At 46.6% G+C, this 13,721-nt stretch carries 14 protein-coding genes; 8 read left to right on the top strand and 6 right to left on the bottom strand.

The window, feature by feature from the left end:
* Nucleotides 1-63: 63 nt before the first annotated feature.
* A complete protein-coding gene (locus HGP28_RS01345) occupies nucleotides 64-642 on the top strand; it encodes a flavodoxin family protein (RefSeq protein ID WP_168834630.1) in 579 nt (192 codons plus the stop codon).
* On the opposite strand, the gene HGP28_RS01340 is transcribed toward HGP28_RS01345, so the two are convergent.
* On the bottom strand, nucleotides 639-1,706 hold the full coding sequence (locus tag HGP28_RS01340; RefSeq protein ID WP_168834629.1) for a glycosyltransferase family 9 protein: 1,068 nt from the start codon (nucleotides 1,704-1,706) through the stop codon (nucleotides 639-641). The two genes, HGP28_RS01345 and HGP28_RS01340, sit on opposite strands and share 4 nt — an antisense overlap.
* Before the next feature lie 259 nt (nucleotides 1,707-1,965).
* Between HGP28_RS01340 and HGP28_RS01335 the strand changes: the two genes are divergently transcribed.
* Nucleotides 1,966-2,733, top strand: a complete 768-nt coding sequence (locus tag HGP28_RS01335) for an arylamine N-acetyltransferase family protein (protein ID WP_168834628.1) — start codon at nucleotides 1,966-1,968, stop codon at nucleotides 2,731-2,733.
* A gap of 85 nt (nucleotides 2,734-2,818) precedes the next feature.
* Here the strand turns inward: HGP28_RS01335 and HGP28_RS01330 are convergent, their stop codons facing one another.
* From HGP28_RS01330 to HGP28_RS01320, 3 genes are all read right to left on the bottom strand, one after another.
* Nucleotides 2,819-3,352: an acyloxyacyl hydrolase gene (locus tag HGP28_RS01330; RefSeq protein WP_168834627.1), complete on the bottom strand. Its 534-nt coding sequence runs from the start codon at nucleotides 3,350-3,352 to the stop codon at nucleotides 2,819-2,821.
* A 227-nt stretch (nucleotides 3,353-3,579) separates the two neighbouring features.
* A complete protein-coding gene (locus HGP28_RS01325; protein WP_211091835.1) occupies nucleotides 3,580-4,509 on the bottom strand; it encodes an alpha/beta hydrolase in 930 nt (309 codons plus the stop codon).
* Between the two features lies 1 nt (nucleotide 4,510).
* Entirely contained in the window at nucleotides 4,511-4,948 is a 438-nt protein-coding gene (locus HGP28_RS01320) for a nuclear transport factor 2 family protein (protein WP_168834625.1), read from the bottom strand.
* A 398-nt stretch (nucleotides 4,949-5,346) separates the two neighbouring features.
* Between HGP28_RS01320 and HGP28_RS01315 the strand changes: the two genes are divergently transcribed.
* Entirely contained in the window at nucleotides 5,347-6,045 is a 699-nt protein-coding gene (locus tag HGP28_RS01315) for an SDR family oxidoreductase (protein WP_168834624.1), read from the top strand.
* A 139-nt stretch (nucleotides 6,046-6,184) separates the two neighbouring features.
* Nucleotides 6,185-6,817 carry a DUF1349 domain-containing protein gene (locus HGP28_RS01310; RefSeq protein ID WP_168834764.1) on the top strand — a complete coding sequence of 211 codons (633 nt, stop codon included), beginning with the start codon at nucleotides 6,185-6,187 and terminating at the stop codon, nucleotides 6,815-6,817.
* Between the two features lie 250 nt (nucleotides 6,818-7,067).
* Here the strand turns inward: HGP28_RS01310 and HGP28_RS01305 are convergent, their stop codons facing one another.
* The gene (locus tag HGP28_RS01305) at nucleotides 7,068-7,550 is read right to left on the bottom strand and encodes an outer membrane lipoprotein (RefSeq protein ID WP_168834623.1); all 483 of its coding nucleotides are present in this window, start codon (nucleotides 7,548-7,550) and stop codon (nucleotides 7,068-7,070) included.
* A gap of 254 nt (nucleotides 7,551-7,804) precedes the next feature.
* On the bottom strand, nucleotides 7,805-7,999 hold the full coding sequence (locus HGP28_RS01300) for a hypothetical protein (RefSeq protein ID WP_168834622.1): 195 nt from the start codon (nucleotides 7,997-7,999) through the stop codon (nucleotides 7,805-7,807).
* Nucleotides 8,000-8,304: 305 nt separating this feature from the next.
* On the opposite strand from HGP28_RS01300, the gene HGP28_RS01295 reads away from it, so the two are divergent.
* From HGP28_RS01295 to HGP28_RS01280, 4 genes are all read left to right on the top strand, one after another.
* A complete protein-coding gene (locus HGP28_RS01295) occupies nucleotides 8,305-8,877 on the top strand; it encodes a hypothetical protein (protein ID WP_168834621.1) in 573 nt (190 codons plus the stop codon).
* Nucleotides 8,878-9,087: 210 nt separating this feature from the next.
* Nucleotides 9,088-10,503, top strand: coding sequence for a 30S ribosomal protein S12 methylthiotransferase RimO (gene rimO / locus HGP28_RS01290; protein WP_168834620.1), 1,416 nt, complete (start codon nucleotides 9,088-9,090; stop codon nucleotides 10,501-10,503).
* Between the two features lie 241 nt (nucleotides 10,504-10,744).
* Nucleotides 10,745-11,386, top strand: a complete 642-nt coding sequence (gene udk / locus HGP28_RS01285) for a uridine kinase (RefSeq protein WP_168834619.1) — start codon at nucleotides 10,745-10,747, stop codon at nucleotides 11,384-11,386.
* Nucleotides 11,387-11,571: 185 nt separating this feature from the next.
* Entirely contained in the window at nucleotides 11,572-13,668 is a 2,097-nt protein-coding gene (locus tag HGP28_RS01280; protein WP_168834618.1) for an AsmA family protein, read from the top strand.
* Nucleotides 13,669-13,721 lie beyond the last annotated feature (53 nt).

Raw genomic sequence — 13,721 nt, 5'->3', positions numbered from 1 at the left:
TAAAGAGCAATAAACTCATGCCTATACTTGTTTGTAATTCGCACAGGATAATAAGGAATGGGTATGAATGTCGTCGTGGTGTATCACAGTGGGTATGGTCATACTAAAAATGTCGCAGAAGCGGTTGCGATAGGCATAGAACAAGTGGACGGGGTGGTTGCACAAAAAGTCCCCATCGATGTGCAGGGCGATATTGACGCTGCGGCATGGAATGCACTGGATGCCGCTGATGCCATTGTTTTTGGCACGCCGACCTACATGGGGTGCGTTTCATGGCAATTTAAGAAGTTTGCCGAAGACTCCAGTAAGCGTTGGTTTCAGCTGAAATGGAAAGACAAATTGGCCGCCGGTTTTACCAATTCTGCGAGTATGAATGGCGATAAACATTCAACCATTGCTTATTTGATGACATTAGCGATGCAGCACGGCATGGTTTGGCTCGGTACTGGGCTGATGCCTGCGAATAATAAAGCCTCGGATCGTGATGACATTAATTATTTAGGGGCATTTTCCGGTTTAATGGCGCAAAGCCCTGCGGATGCGGATGCCAATGACGCGCCAACAAAAGGGGATATTGAAACGGCTAAGCTTTATGGTGAGCGCGTCGCCCAGTGGGCAAAGAAATTGGGCAGCGTAGGTTAGGCAAGCGCTCCGACCTGTTGTAATGTCTGCTTAACATCAAAAGTCTCGATATTTTTCACACACACTGACGGGTCGCTAAGCAGGCCAAAGGTAGTGGTACAAGTTCGATTATAAAGCCCAATGCATTTTACATTCGCAGAGTCTGCTAGGTGAAGCGGCCCAGTATCGCAACAAATAAAGGCATCAACTTGAGTGAGGTAGCTCGCCAGTAAGCGCAAATTGGGCGATGAAAATGTATCGATATCGCTGCGCAAAGGCTCCGGGATATCGGGACTGAGAACTTCGACCCACTGGATCGGCTTATCCACCTTCTGCTCAAAACGGTCGAGTAGTGAATCCCAATAGCTATCAGGCAGTAATTTTGCGCCTCGCGCGCCACGGAAATAGGCGATGAGTAACGCGTTTTCTGTTTGATCGGACTGAATTTTATCGACTTCTTGTTCCCCAAAGGCCTTCTCTTTCGCGCAAAATTCAATGCTGTGATCAATCGGCGCTAATGGAAACCCGGCGGCTGGCAACAGATAGAGGCTGGCAAGTGCAGCGTGCTTTTTTTCGCCTTGATACGGGAATACATGCGTATACGCCTCATTACGATTTAGAGTGTCGCGGCTGATTTTGTTTCGCGCAGGGATCAGTGCAGTCAATGCCGCGTCTTCTGCTGAGTCATTCGGTGCGAATATCACATCAAAGGGTTGTTGTCGTAAATCACGAACTAAGCGAAGCGTTTTGAAAATATTGCGGAAACTAAGGCGGCTGAAACAAAATTCGTCGACGCCTAAATTGGCGAATAATTCGGCTTGGCTTTCGTCACGAAGCATTAGTGTGAGATGGGCATCAGGGAAAACATCACGAACTTGGCGAAGAAAAGGGAGTAAAAATAACATGTTGCCAATACGTTTATTGTTTCGGACAATCAAAATTCGCTCGACTTGATCTTTCGAGAGTATGTTGGGCTCGCAATAGCTTTTGTGTCGAATGAGGCGGTGCAATACACCTTCTAGGCGGCACATTTTTGCTTTTCGATACTTATCAAATTGCCTCAGGTGGTTTTTGAGTACGCGCATTAATAAACTTCCATGTACGATTATGATTGCATAATAATACCACATTTGTTGCCAATTTGTTTCCTGATTTGGTGTCTTATTGTTATGGGTTCTCCGTGCTAGTAGATGGTTGAAGAGCGCGATGAAGGTCGATTGCGCAAGGTATTTGAGATTGCTAGCAGAATTGCGAGTGTTTCGAGCGAATGGATAATAATCGACATGGAGGAATAATGGCCTTGTCACTACACTTCGAACATCGATGAATAAAGAGGTGAGCACGATGGATGTCAGTCAATTTTTAGCGCGGATTCAGTATCAAAGTAAGGTGGTTCATTCCGTCGCATGTTTGGATGAATTGCAGCTGCATTTTATTAAACATGTCCCTTTTGAAAACATTGATATTATAAATAAAACGCCGCTCAATTATTATCCTGAGGCGGCGTTTGAAAAAATCGTTACACATCAGCGTGGTGGTGTCTGTTTTGAGTTAAACAGTCTATTTTATTGGGCGTTATCGCAACTTGGGTTTGATGTTACGCTCGTTGAAGCGGAGATGTTTCCCGGTGAACACATGAAGCACCAATTTGATCATATGGCATTGTTGGTGAATGTTGAGCAAGGGCTGTATCTGGTCGATGTGGGGAATGGAAAACATTTTGGCGCGCCGCTTAATGTCGCGCTAGGTGGTGAGTCAATTGGTGAAGGGGTTCGCTATAAGGTTGCGGATTATCACGGTAATTACCACGCGCTTTGCTGGTTTGAAGACCGTGATTGGCACTATCGCTACGTATTTCGTGAGATCCCGCGTAATCTTGCAGACTTCCAAGCCGCATCTCATTTCACTCAGACCTCACCCGATTCCCCTTTTACTCAAACATTATTAGCGACTAAGCTCGCAGATTTCGGACGACTCACATTATCGGGAAACACGTTGACCACAACCGATACAGACTTTAAGCAGCATAAAGTGACCATTCCAGACAATGACATTGAGGCAATCTTAATGAAGCGTTTTGGTCTTAATGTCACGCTTACGCCTTCGAGCTGAAGGCGTATTGTGGTCACTTAACGTTGAATCAAGGGCGCGCTTATTCGTTGAAAAAGGGGATTGGTTAGTGAAAAGTATTAGTTAATTAAAAGCGAAAGATATAAGAGGCGATCAAAGATTCTGAACCGGGATTTCGGTCGCCAAACCCACTATTGGATATGTGCCCATATTCCAGTCTTAAGGCGCTTTCTTCTGTCATATAGTAGGTGGCAGACAGCGTCGAATAAAATTGCAGATCATGGCCGAGGTGGTGTCCAAGGCTCGATGAGCCTGAATGGAGATAGCCACCAGAAACACTGACCCCAACCGACCAATTTGAATTAATCTGGTACTGATATTCGGCGCCCAACGCGAGGTAATAAAGGCTATCCTCCCCGATCATTCCTTGTAATATCGGGCTAAAACCGCCAAGCCGCTCTGGATCGCGATAAGCATAGCCAAGCTTGAAAATGGTGCTTTGTTTACTGTCAAAAACGCCAAAGGCGCCAGCGCCAAAGGAAACTTCATTGCGACTGACACTGCGCTCTGAAGTGGGGAGAGCAAATGCATCACTAAAGGTCGCACTAACCGTGATCAACAGCAGTGGAAACCTTGCGAGCATGATTCTATTTTTTGCCATTTTTATTCTCCCCCTTTTTTTTGTGACATAATTTTTTACGGTGTATACCCGTCCCATTTGAAGTTGCAGCGGTGTTGACTGGCACTCACAAGCCTCATCACATAGCTTATCTATGTTCACGAAGTGCTCAGAGGCTTTGCTCGCTTGTCGCCTACCTACATCTTCAAATTGTTTAGGTATAAAAAAGTAGTACTTGTCATCGCGCGATTTCTGACTCCAATTCGATGTTAAGGAGACAAGTGTTTATTAAACCAATGCGTGATCTGCTCAACGGCAATCGACACTTCTAACTCTTGATCGTAAAAATAGAATTGGTGGATTGGCGGCTCTAAATCGGTTTCGACCCAATAGAGGCTTTTGTCGGAGGTGGGAATTTTATTGAAAAAATTCTTAGTGTATTGAGGCAATACACAGCCATCGGAGTGAACCATAATTGTCGGTTTGTTCAGTTGACTGGCCGAGGGCATGGGGTCAAGGGTAAGCCAATCTTCCCAGCTCATGACCGCAAAGTTGTCCGCACTCCAATTGGGTACCGCGCCACGAGCCGGGTTCAAATAGTAGTCATAGTCGCCATACATAGCGGCGTTGGGGTCAGTTTTTGAAATCGTCGGGATGTACAACACTTCGCCGCGTTCTTGGTAGATCTTTTTTGCGGCTTGCGCTTCTTTAATTCGCCGCTGAACACCTTCTTCTCCGCCATAAAACAGCTTAACGGCTTCGGCATCATGCAACCAAGATGCTGATGTGCCGACCACGTGAATACGCTCGTCCTGCGCCGCGGCGATTAACGTATACATTGAGCCTGCACAAACACCAATCGCGCCAATTGCTTTTTGATTGACGTCGTGACGACTCAACAAATAGGTGACTGCATTGTAAATATCGCGCACTTTTTGCTCAGGGTGCTCATAAAAACGTGGCTCCCCCTCGCTTTCTCCATAATTGCTTGGGTCAAAGGCAAGCGCAAGGTAACCATTTTCCGCCATGCGTTTCGCGTAAAGCCCCGCCATTTGCTCTTTAACCGTGGTCCAACTTCCGGTTACCACGACAGCGGGGTAGCAGGATTTTGCATCGTAGTTTTCCGGCAAATAGAGATCCGCTGCGAGGCGATTTCCGTCGCTGAAAAAGAACAGTTTTTCGACCATTATATTTGCCATTTTATGCTCCTTGTAATTGCGCAAGAAAGTTCGGATTGCCTTTTTGTCCATGGACGATGAGCGTCATAGCGGCAATGAACCATTTTCCTTGACGCTCGACCAACTCAAACTGATAGCGGCCAAAACAATCCCATCCTTCAAACCCATCGGCTTGATGGCAGGCATAGACGTGACATTCGATAAACGCCACGTCACCTTGCAATGAATAGTCAAAGTTGGAGACCATATGGTGGGTAGAGGCTTTTTCGAGTGCGTGCTGCCAACCACCCACTAGGTCACCACGCGCAACATTGGCTTTGGGCTGGTGGTTGAGACTGGAGTAATCTACGGTAACTTCCTCGTCAAAATGGGATTTAGCGTCTTTCCATTGTTTCGTATCTATCGCGTTCACCATCTTGATAATGGTCTGTTGGAGTGGGAAGTGTGCCGAATCAACCATGGAGGCCTCCGTTTCATTGAGTTATGACGATACCCGTCCTACTTGAAGTTGCAGCGTTGTTGACTGGCGTTCGCAAACCTCATGACACAGCTCGCCTATGTTCACGAAGTGCTCAGAGGCTTTGCTCGCTTGTCGCCTACCTGCATCTTCACGTTGTTTGGGTATACGCCGCACTTTATACGTTTGGTTGTGCTATGTGCTTTAACGCCAGAGCAAATTAGAGTGACTTGCTTTGTATTGATAAAAATATTAGTCATTGGAATGCGTGGTTTCGAGATTGCGTAAGCTCAGTTTCATTGAGTATCTTATAACTAGGACGTTAGGAGGGGCGTTATGTCTGGATTTTGCACTGTCTCTCTTCTTGCGCGCATTTTATTGAAGTGAAAAGGACAGGACCGATGAGAAATGAATCGCCAATTGCGCTAGTCACTGGCGCTAATCGAGGGCTTGGCAAAGAAACCAGTTATCAACTGGCAAGTCAGGGTTATCATGTTTTAGTCACGGCTCGAGATAAAGAGGCGGCTCAACATGTCGTCGATGAATTTCCTCATCTATCGATGAGTGCGCACTCACTTGATGTCAGTGATGATGAGAGTGTGCGGCGGTTGGCACAAGCGATTACGGCGCAATACGGCCTTTTGGATGTGCTTATTAATAACGCCGCAATTCACTACGACACATGGGAAAATGTCGTCAATGCTGACATAACGACGGTTGATGAGGCGATACAGACCAATCTTTATGGGCCTTGGCGAATGATCCAAGCGTTTTTGCCACTCCTTCAGTGCAGTGCGCACCCGCGTATTGTGAACGTGAGCAGTGGCGCTGGAGCGCTGGCGAGTCAGACGGGATCAACGCCTGCCTATAGCGTGTCTAAAAGTGCGCTCAATGCAATGACATTGATGTTCGCTCACCAGCTGGGCTCGTCGCCGATTTTAATCAACGCCATTTGCCCAGGCTGGGTGGCAACCGACATGGGTGGTGCCGGAGGTCGACCTATTGCTGAAGGTGCCAGTGGCATTGTCTGGGCGGCAACCCTACCAGATAATGGCCCAACAGGTGGTTTCTTTCGTGATCGTAAGCCGATTGATTGGTAAGGATAGATCATGGTGGTTTGGCGATAGCGTATAGTGGGAAATTGTGATGATATCCGTAATTATGGAACCGCTTTCATTGAGGGTAAAGTAAAGCACGCTAAAATGAGGCTTTCAATATTAACGGATAAACATCATGAGTATGGTTTTGGATTTTACTCAAGCGGTTTGGCTTAATGAACCGAAACATCACAATGTTAGTGCAGATGCCGTAAGCATCACCACGGAGCCTGTGACCGACTTTTGGCAACGCAGTTATTACGGATTTCGCAACGATAATGCGCCCGCATTGCAGCTAACCTCTCGAGAAAACTTTACCTTTACAGTAAAGGTAAAGTTTGACTATCAAGCGCAGTTTGACCAGTGCGGCGTGATTATTTATTTAGATGACAATAATTGGTTTAAAGCCTCGATTGAGTATGAGAATGAAAGCTTCTCGCGATTGGGTAGCGTGGTGACAAACTTGGGTTACTCGGATTGGGCCACCACAGATATTCCATTGCCAAAGGCCATTTGGTATCGCTTAAGCCGTCGTGGTCCTGATTTTTTGATTGAGTCATCAGTAGATGGTATCACTTTCAAGCAGATGCGTATTTTTCATTTGCATCAGTTAGGTGAAACAAGCCTTGAAATGGGACAAGCCAATCCACCCATGACAGCAACTCAGCCAGTGCAATTTGGTCTTTACGCTTGCAGCCCTCTGCAATCATCGTTTGAGGCGGTATTCAGCGATATGAAAATGGAACCGTGCCTGTGGCGAGCACACGCGGTTTAATATACCCGTCCTACTTGAAGTTGCAGCGCTTTTCGTTACAAAGTAAGGGACGGGCACTCACAAACCTCATCACATAGTTTATCTATGCTCAGCGGCTTTGTTCGCTGGTCGCCTACCTGCATCTTAAAGTTGTTTGGATATATATTCATTGACTAAAAAAGCCGCGTTCAAATTGAGCGCAGCTTTTTTGAATGACACTATTCATATTGATCAAATACGATGACGTCGTGATTCAATCGGTAGGCGGGGCTTAGCGTGGCACGACGCGAGCGGTGTTACCATCCACATTTACCTGAACTTCTTCGCCAACCTGGAACATCATATTTGGGTTAACTTCTTGTACAATTGAAATTATCTGACCGTCTTCAAGGCGAATGGTAAGGTTCACGCCGTTGCGTTTGCCAAGTTCGCCTGCCGCCTCACTGCCGGCATACCCACCCAACAAGCCGCCGCCAATAGCTGCAATATCAGAGCCTGTGCCGCCGCCGATTTTTGAACCTAAAATGCCGCCAATAGCAGCGCCCGCAATGGTCCCAATGGCATTGCTGCCTTCGGATGAGTCTATGGTAACGGGTTCGGTTTTAATTATCGTGCCGTAGTAAACTTGTTGAATCGTCCGTGTGTCTGCGGAGCCATACGCATTACCATAAGGGTTAGGTGATGAACAGCCAGCAACACCGATAACGGAAACTGCGCCCACAGTAAGGGCGATAATAAATGAGCGATTTAACATCTTTAGACTCCATGGGGCAGGGTAATGACAAGAGTATAGAAGAGGAATCGTATTTTGCGCTTGCCTTGATACATGGAGATATAACTCAGAAATAAGAACCAGCAAAATAAACTGAGCGCCCACTTTCGCGGGGTTAAAAATGGACCATTTAGTATTGGCTAGGACAACAAAATAAAGCGTTATCACCAAAACAATGCGCCATTTTAGGTGCATAGCAATCAATGCCACATTGTTTAGTGATTCATAACGATGAATTAGCGAAATTGTCTTAGCAAGGTGCGGCTTTGGACTTGAGAGCCAATGAGCGCGATCAGCATCAGTGGGCCAAGTGTGATTGCAACGATAAGGTGAGTGACGCGTTGTACGCCCCAGCGGGAGGTGGCATAAGTGCCAAAGAAAAGTTGAGCGAAAAGATACAAGGTTAAACCGGTAAGTGACCAAAAAATCATGTGATATTCCTATGTGACGAGCCTTACTGCTCACGCCTTAAAGATATACGCAATTTCATCTTGAGCTGTATGAGCAAAATCACAAATCAGTAAATATTCTTCATTTGATGACTGCGTCAAGTGATCGGGCTTCGAATCATGTCATCTGTTAACGTGCAACGTCTGCGTTTATTTGACATCGCACCACATAGCCTGTCTAGGTGAGCGCTTGTCTTATTTATGAAACAAATGGGCTAAAGAGGTTCGCATCATGTGTGTTTTGTTTGTAGGATCGAACTGTTTGCAGACGCAGTTAGGAGTTTTCAATGAAGCGGGTGATATTATTTTTTCAACAGTCTTGGCTGTATCAGGCAGTGATATTTGGGCTCGATAAAAAACGCTCAATTTGGTCTTGTTTTCCTCTGATGCTCGCACTGTTAGGACTTCCTGTTGCAGCGGAGCAAGCTGAAACAAGTTCACCTATGGTGGCAGATGAGTCCCAAAATAAACCTCAAAGCGATCCGCAAAGCACGGACTCTTGGGAAAAGGCCAAAGCATCGGCCGCGCAAGCTTGGTCGGCTGCAAAAGAGGCCAGTGAAAATGCCTACGATGCGTCAAAAGAAAAGGGCGCTCAATGGCTGGAGGATGCGCAAACGAGCGGAGGCAGTTTTTGGGATGCGACAAAAGAAAAAAGCACCGAGCTGTGGGATAAATCCAAGCAGACGGGGCAAGAGCTGTTAGATAAGGGCGAACAAAAAGCGCAGGAGTTTATGGAAGAACACAGCACGAACTCAGACTCGGCTGAACCTGCTCAAGAAGAGGAATCTGCGCCCAAGCCGAAATCCGACGCATCAGAGAAGGGTCAATCTCAAACCAGCGATTACAACCAGCAGGCTTGATAACTCGATGTGCAGATCACATGTGCGCTTTCACGTTTAGTCAATGTTGAGGCTGGCTCAAAACTGGCATCTTGTCAGCACTTGGGTATAATCGCGAGCCAATATGGGTATTGCTGAGCGCCACGTTAATGTCGTGGGATGCCCCAAAGCTTGAGTCTATGATGATAGGCAATACTCGATAGATCATTTTATTCACTGTGAGCGCACTGCATGACTGTTGAAATTTTTACGCCGAATCAAACCACGACGTTAGAAACAGCAAAAAAGACCATTGATAAACAGAGTGAAGCGGCAGCCGTGACAACAGGCAGCGGCAGTAACAAAATTGGTTTTGTCTCGTTAGGTTGTCCGAAAAACCTGGTTGATTCTGAGCGCATTTTAACTCAGTTGCGCACTGAGGGTTATGAGATTGTCAGCACTTATCATGACGCTGATGTCGTGATCGTCAATACCTGCGGTTTCATCGATAGTGCGGTGCAAGAATCACTGGATGTCATCGGTGAGGCGATGAAAGAGAATGGCAAAGTGATTGTCACTGGTTGCTTAGGCGCGCGCGAGGATGAAATTTTAGAAGTGCATCCAGGTGTCCTTGGCATCACAGGCCCACATGCGTATGAAAATGTACTTGATCACGTTCACCAGTTTGCCCCGAAGCCAACGCATGATCCATTCACCAGTTTAGTGCCTGATCATGGCGTTAAATTGACGCCCAAACATTACGCTTATCTCAAGATATCAGAAGGCTGTAATCATCGCTGTACGTTTTGCATCATTCCATCAATGCGCGGCGATCTCGTGAGTCGCCCAATTGGTGAGGTCTTAAGTGAAGCAGAGCGTTTGAAAAACGCCGGTGTCAAAGAGCTGCTCGTGATCAGTCAAGATACCAGTGCCTATGGTGTCGATACGAAACACAGCTTGGGATTTGCCAATGGTATGCCTGTACGTCATAACCTTGAAGCGCTCAGCGAGGCGTTGGGTAAACTGGGCATTTGGGTTCGTTTACACTATGTCTACCCGTATCCACATGTTGATGACATCATTCCATTGATGGCGCAAGGCAAAGTACTGCCATATCTTGATATTCCTTTTCAGCACGCTAGCCCTCGCGTTCTCAAAATGATGAAACGTCCTGGTCGTGCGGAGCGCACGCTTGAGCAGATCAAAAAGTGGCGTGAGGTGTGTCCTGAGTTGGTGATTCGCTCAACCTTTATCGTCGGCTTCCCAGGCGAAACGGAAGAGGATTTTCAAATGTTGCTTGATTGGTTGCAAGAGGCGCAGCTTGATCGTGTTGGCTGCTTTAAATACTCACCCGTTGAAGGTGCGGCAGCAAATGAGATTGACGACCAGATCCCAGAATCAGTCAAGCAAGAACGTTACGACCGCTTCATGCAATTACAACAGCAAATCAGTGCGGCGAAATTACAGCTGCGCGTGGGCACAAAAATGACGGTTTTGATTGATGAAGTGGATGACGAAGGGGCTATTGGCCGTACTTACGCAGACGCTCCTGAAATTGACGGTGTGGTGTACTTAAATGGCGAGCACGCAGTAAAGGCGGGTGATTTAGTCGATGTTATGATTGAGCATGCCGACGAGTATGACCTCTGGGGTAATGTGATCCGCTGAGTCAATATGCATCAAACGTCAACTTCGGTTGGCGTTTTTTTTGAGAGCAAGAAGCGAAAACGTTTGCTTGTCGCAAAGCGGTGCAAGAGAGGCAAATCCCTCTCTCTAGAAGGGTAAAACCGACTAGTATCTTATAAATGATCTCCCTATAATCAGGCGGTTTAGACTCAGATCAGCAGCGAAGTCAAAAGATCTGAGCGGTTATCCCCTCACACCACCATTAATCATCGGGTAAAAACGAATGTCTGTGAATAATCAATGTGTCATTGTCGGCATTGCTGGCGCTTCTGCATCAGGTAAAAGTCTTATTGCAAGCACCATTTACAATGAGCTACTTGCCAAAGTAGGTGACCATCAAATTGGGGTGATTACCGAAGATTGTTACTACAAAGATCAAAGCCACTTGAGCATGGATGAGCGAGTGAAAACCAATTACGATCACCCTAATGCGCTTGATCATGATCTATTATGCCAACATCTTGAAAAGTTGTTGCGTGGTGAAGCGGTCGATATTCCTGAGTACAGTTACTCAGAACATACCCGTACCAGTGAAACCACTGCGTTCACACCAAAGAAAGTGATTATTTTGGAAGGTATTTTACTGCTTACCGATCCACGTTTGCGTGACTTAATGCATGCCACGGTGTTCATGGATACCCCATTAGACATTTGTCTATTGCGCCGTGTAAAGCGGGATGTTGAAGAGCGTGGTCGCACCATGGAGTCGGTACTGAAACAGTATCAGAAAACCGTGCGTCCGATGTTCATGCAGTTTATTGAACCATCAAAACAGTATGCCGATATCATCGTGCCACGTGGTGGTAAGAATCGCATCGCGATTGATGTATTAAAAGCGCACATCGCCAAGTTATTACGTTCGTAATTTCACGCAAGGATCGTCTTGAAATCTGCCAAGCAATATCGGCAAAAGAGATTTTGTGACGCACTTTATTTTTTATGAGATTAGTGGCACTTTGTTGCCACTTTTTTTTGTCTATCTTTATACCTAGGTGATCTGGGTGTACAGTGTGCTGCACCTTTGTGTCATGGATGCTTTGAGAATCTCATATGAAAAAATTGCTGGTGGTACTGGTTGCTGTGCTTGGCACAGCGTTATTGGCGGTTATTGCGTTAACTACATGGGTTAACCCAAACCAATTTAAACCTCTTATTGTTGAAAAAACCAAGGCAGCAACGGGTCTCGACTTGGTCATTGACGGTAATTTGTCTTGGCAGTTCTTTCCATCAATTGGAATTGAAATTGGCCGAACGGCGCTGCGTAATCCAAGCGGATTTAGCCAACCCTATTTATTTGAAGTGGATAAAGTCGCGGTGGATGTTGCGGTCATGCCGCTATTTCGTCAGCATTTAGATATCGGGAATGTAATACTAAGTGGCGCCAATGTGAACATTGAAACATTGAAAGATGGCCGCAGTAATCTCGATGCCTTAACGCAATCTCCCTCTGCCACAAAATCTGTCGAAACCCCAGCCAACAACCAATCCGAAACCATCACATCGACGTCAAGCCCTTGGCAACTTTCTTTGGCCGGAATCACGATGAGTCGCGGCCAGTTTGAGTTACGTAATGAGGCGACAGGCAGTGACATGTCACTAAGTGATGTGAATCTTGCGCTATCACAATTTGCTCTGGGATCTTGGAGTTCATTGACCCTTTCTTTAAAGGGAGAGATTGATGAGATGACATTTGCGATGTCCGGTAAAACAGAGATTGAAATCGCCACGGATTTACTGCGTTTTGAACTGCGTAACAGCGAATTTGACCTTAGTGCCCGTGACGCGGCTTGGCAGCTAGACTCGCTCAAACTCATGTTGGATGCGTTCGCGTTTGGGCGTGAAAGTACGCTCACATATCAACTTAACGCCAACATGAGCGATGCGATTTCGTCATTGGATGCCCAAGGTCGCGCAACATTTCAAGTAGATTCAGCGCTGTCGCAATTTGATGCGACCAGCGTGGCACTAACCGCTAATATCAAAGGGGAGGCATTGCCTCAGTCCCCTATGTCGCTAACTATGAACTCGGCGTTAACTTACAACGTATTGGCAAAACAACTGACTTTTGCGTTGCAGCAGCTCAAAGCAAATGACTTAGCGCTCAGTGGCGATGCCACTGTGACTTTAGCCGATGTAACCCAACTGCGATTTGCACTGCACAGCCCAGAGGTCAACCTTGACGCGCTCAGTGGTCAGGAGAGTGCGGCTAATAAGAACAGTTCAGTCTCCTCATCTGAAAAAACGGCTGCGAAAAGCAGTGAAATGGCGTCATCTGCACAACCTGATTTGAGCGCTTTAGCCGCTTATGACATCGAAGGGAAACTCACTACCAACCGGCTCATTGCCGCAAATGCAGAGCTGTCTGATGTGGCATTAAATATCAGTGCTAACCGAGGTTTTATCGAGTTGAAATCGCTTGCGGCTCAGCTATATCAAGGTACGATTTCCGCCCGCGCGACCGTTGATGCGCGCCAAACTCCTGCGCCATTTACCGCGAACGCTCAGGTGAATCATGTTGAGATTGAGCCTTTACTGAAGGCAGTCGCTAACATGGATAAACTAGCGGGCAAAGGCAACGTGGCATTGGATCTCGCTGGGATGGGTTTAACCCCCATTTCTGTGAAAGAGTCGCTACAAGGACAGGTCAATGTGACGCTGGCTGACGGCGCGGTAAAAGGTATCAACATTGCACAAATTATTCGTGATGGCTACGCCCGTTTCAAGGGGCAAAAGATCAATAACAATGAGGTAAAACAGACCGACTTTAGTGCAATGGGCACAACGATTGTCCTCAACCAAGGGGTGGCGTCTACCGATGATTTTTCCGCCCAATCGCCATTGCTGCGCGTTGCCGGTCAAGGCGAGGCAAATTATTTGGATGAGACAGTGGATTTCCTACTTCGAGTTTCGATTGTCGGTTCACTCGAGGGGCAAGGTGGGCAGAGCATCGATGAATTAAAGGACATCACGATTCCACTTAAAATCAGTGGCCCTTGGAGTAAGCCCAAGTACGCGATTGAGTTTGATGCTGTGTTAAAAGCCAAAGCTAAAAAGGAAGTTGATCGCGGGCTTGAAAAGCTGACCGATAAAATCAAAGATGAGAAGACGAAAAACGCTGTCGATGGCTTACTGAAAAAACTGTTTTAGGTCTTGGTCGTTGCGGCTCGTTTATCGCGAACCGCATGATAGTCACTGTGTGT

It is taken from the genome of Vibrio agarilyticus (assembly GCF_012641465.1).
GTDB lineage: Bacteria > Pseudomonadota > Gammaproteobacteria > Enterobacterales > Vibrionaceae > Vibrio > Vibrio agarilyticus.
This window is presented reverse-complemented; position numbering and strand designations above follow the sequence as displayed.

What these genes read in the sequence shown, in the direction of transcription:
- HGP28_RS01345 (WP_168834630.1), top strand. Translation starts at nt 64, where the DNA reads ATGAATGTCGTCGTGGTGTATCACAGTGGGTATGGTCATACTAAAAAT.
- HGP28_RS01340 (WP_168834629.1), bottom strand. Translation starts at nt 1,706, where the DNA reads ATGCGCGTACTCAAAAACCACCTGAGGCAATTTGATAAGTATCGAAAA.
- HGP28_RS01335 (WP_168834628.1), top strand. Translation starts at nt 1,966, where the DNA reads ATGGATGTCAGTCAATTTTTAGCGCGGATTCAGTATCAAAGTAAGGTG.
- HGP28_RS01330 (WP_168834627.1), bottom strand. Translation starts at nt 3,352, where the DNA reads ATGGCAAAAAATAGAATCATGCTCGCAAGGTTTCCACTGCTGTTGATC.
- HGP28_RS01325 (WP_211091835.1), bottom strand. Translation starts at nt 4,509, where the DNA reads ATGGCAAATATAATGGTCGAAAAACTGTTCTTTTTCAGCGACGGAAAT.
- HGP28_RS01320 (WP_168834625.1), bottom strand. Translation starts at nt 4,948, where the DNA reads ATGGTTGATTCGGCACACTTCCCACTCCAACAGACCATTATCAAGATG.
- HGP28_RS01315 (WP_168834624.1), top strand. Translation starts at nt 5,347, where the DNA reads ATGAGAAATGAATCGCCAATTGCGCTAGTCACTGGCGCTAATCGAGGG.
- HGP28_RS01310 (WP_168834764.1), top strand. Translation starts at nt 6,185, where the DNA reads ATGGTTTTGGATTTTACTCAAGCGGTTTGGCTTAATGAACCGAAACAT.
- HGP28_RS01305 (WP_168834623.1), bottom strand. Translation starts at nt 7,550, where the DNA reads ATGTTAAATCGCTCATTTATTATCGCCCTTACTGTGGGCGCAGTTTCC.
- HGP28_RS01300 (WP_168834622.1), bottom strand. Translation starts at nt 7,999, where the DNA reads ATGATTTTTTGGTCACTTACCGGTTTAACCTTGTATCTTTTCGCTCAA.
- HGP28_RS01295 (WP_168834621.1), top strand. Translation starts at nt 8,305, where the DNA reads ATGAAGCGGGTGATATTATTTTTTCAACAGTCTTGGCTGTATCAGGCA.
- rimO (WP_168834620.1), top strand. Translation starts at nt 9,088, where the DNA reads ATGACTGTTGAAATTTTTACGCCGAATCAAACCACGACGTTAGAAACA.
- udk (WP_168834619.1), top strand. Translation starts at nt 10,745, where the DNA reads ATGTCTGTGAATAATCAATGTGTCATTGTCGGCATTGCTGGCGCTTCT.
- HGP28_RS01280 (WP_168834618.1), top strand. Translation starts at nt 11,572, where the DNA reads ATGAAAAAATTGCTGGTGGTACTGGTTGCTGTGCTTGGCACAGCGTTA.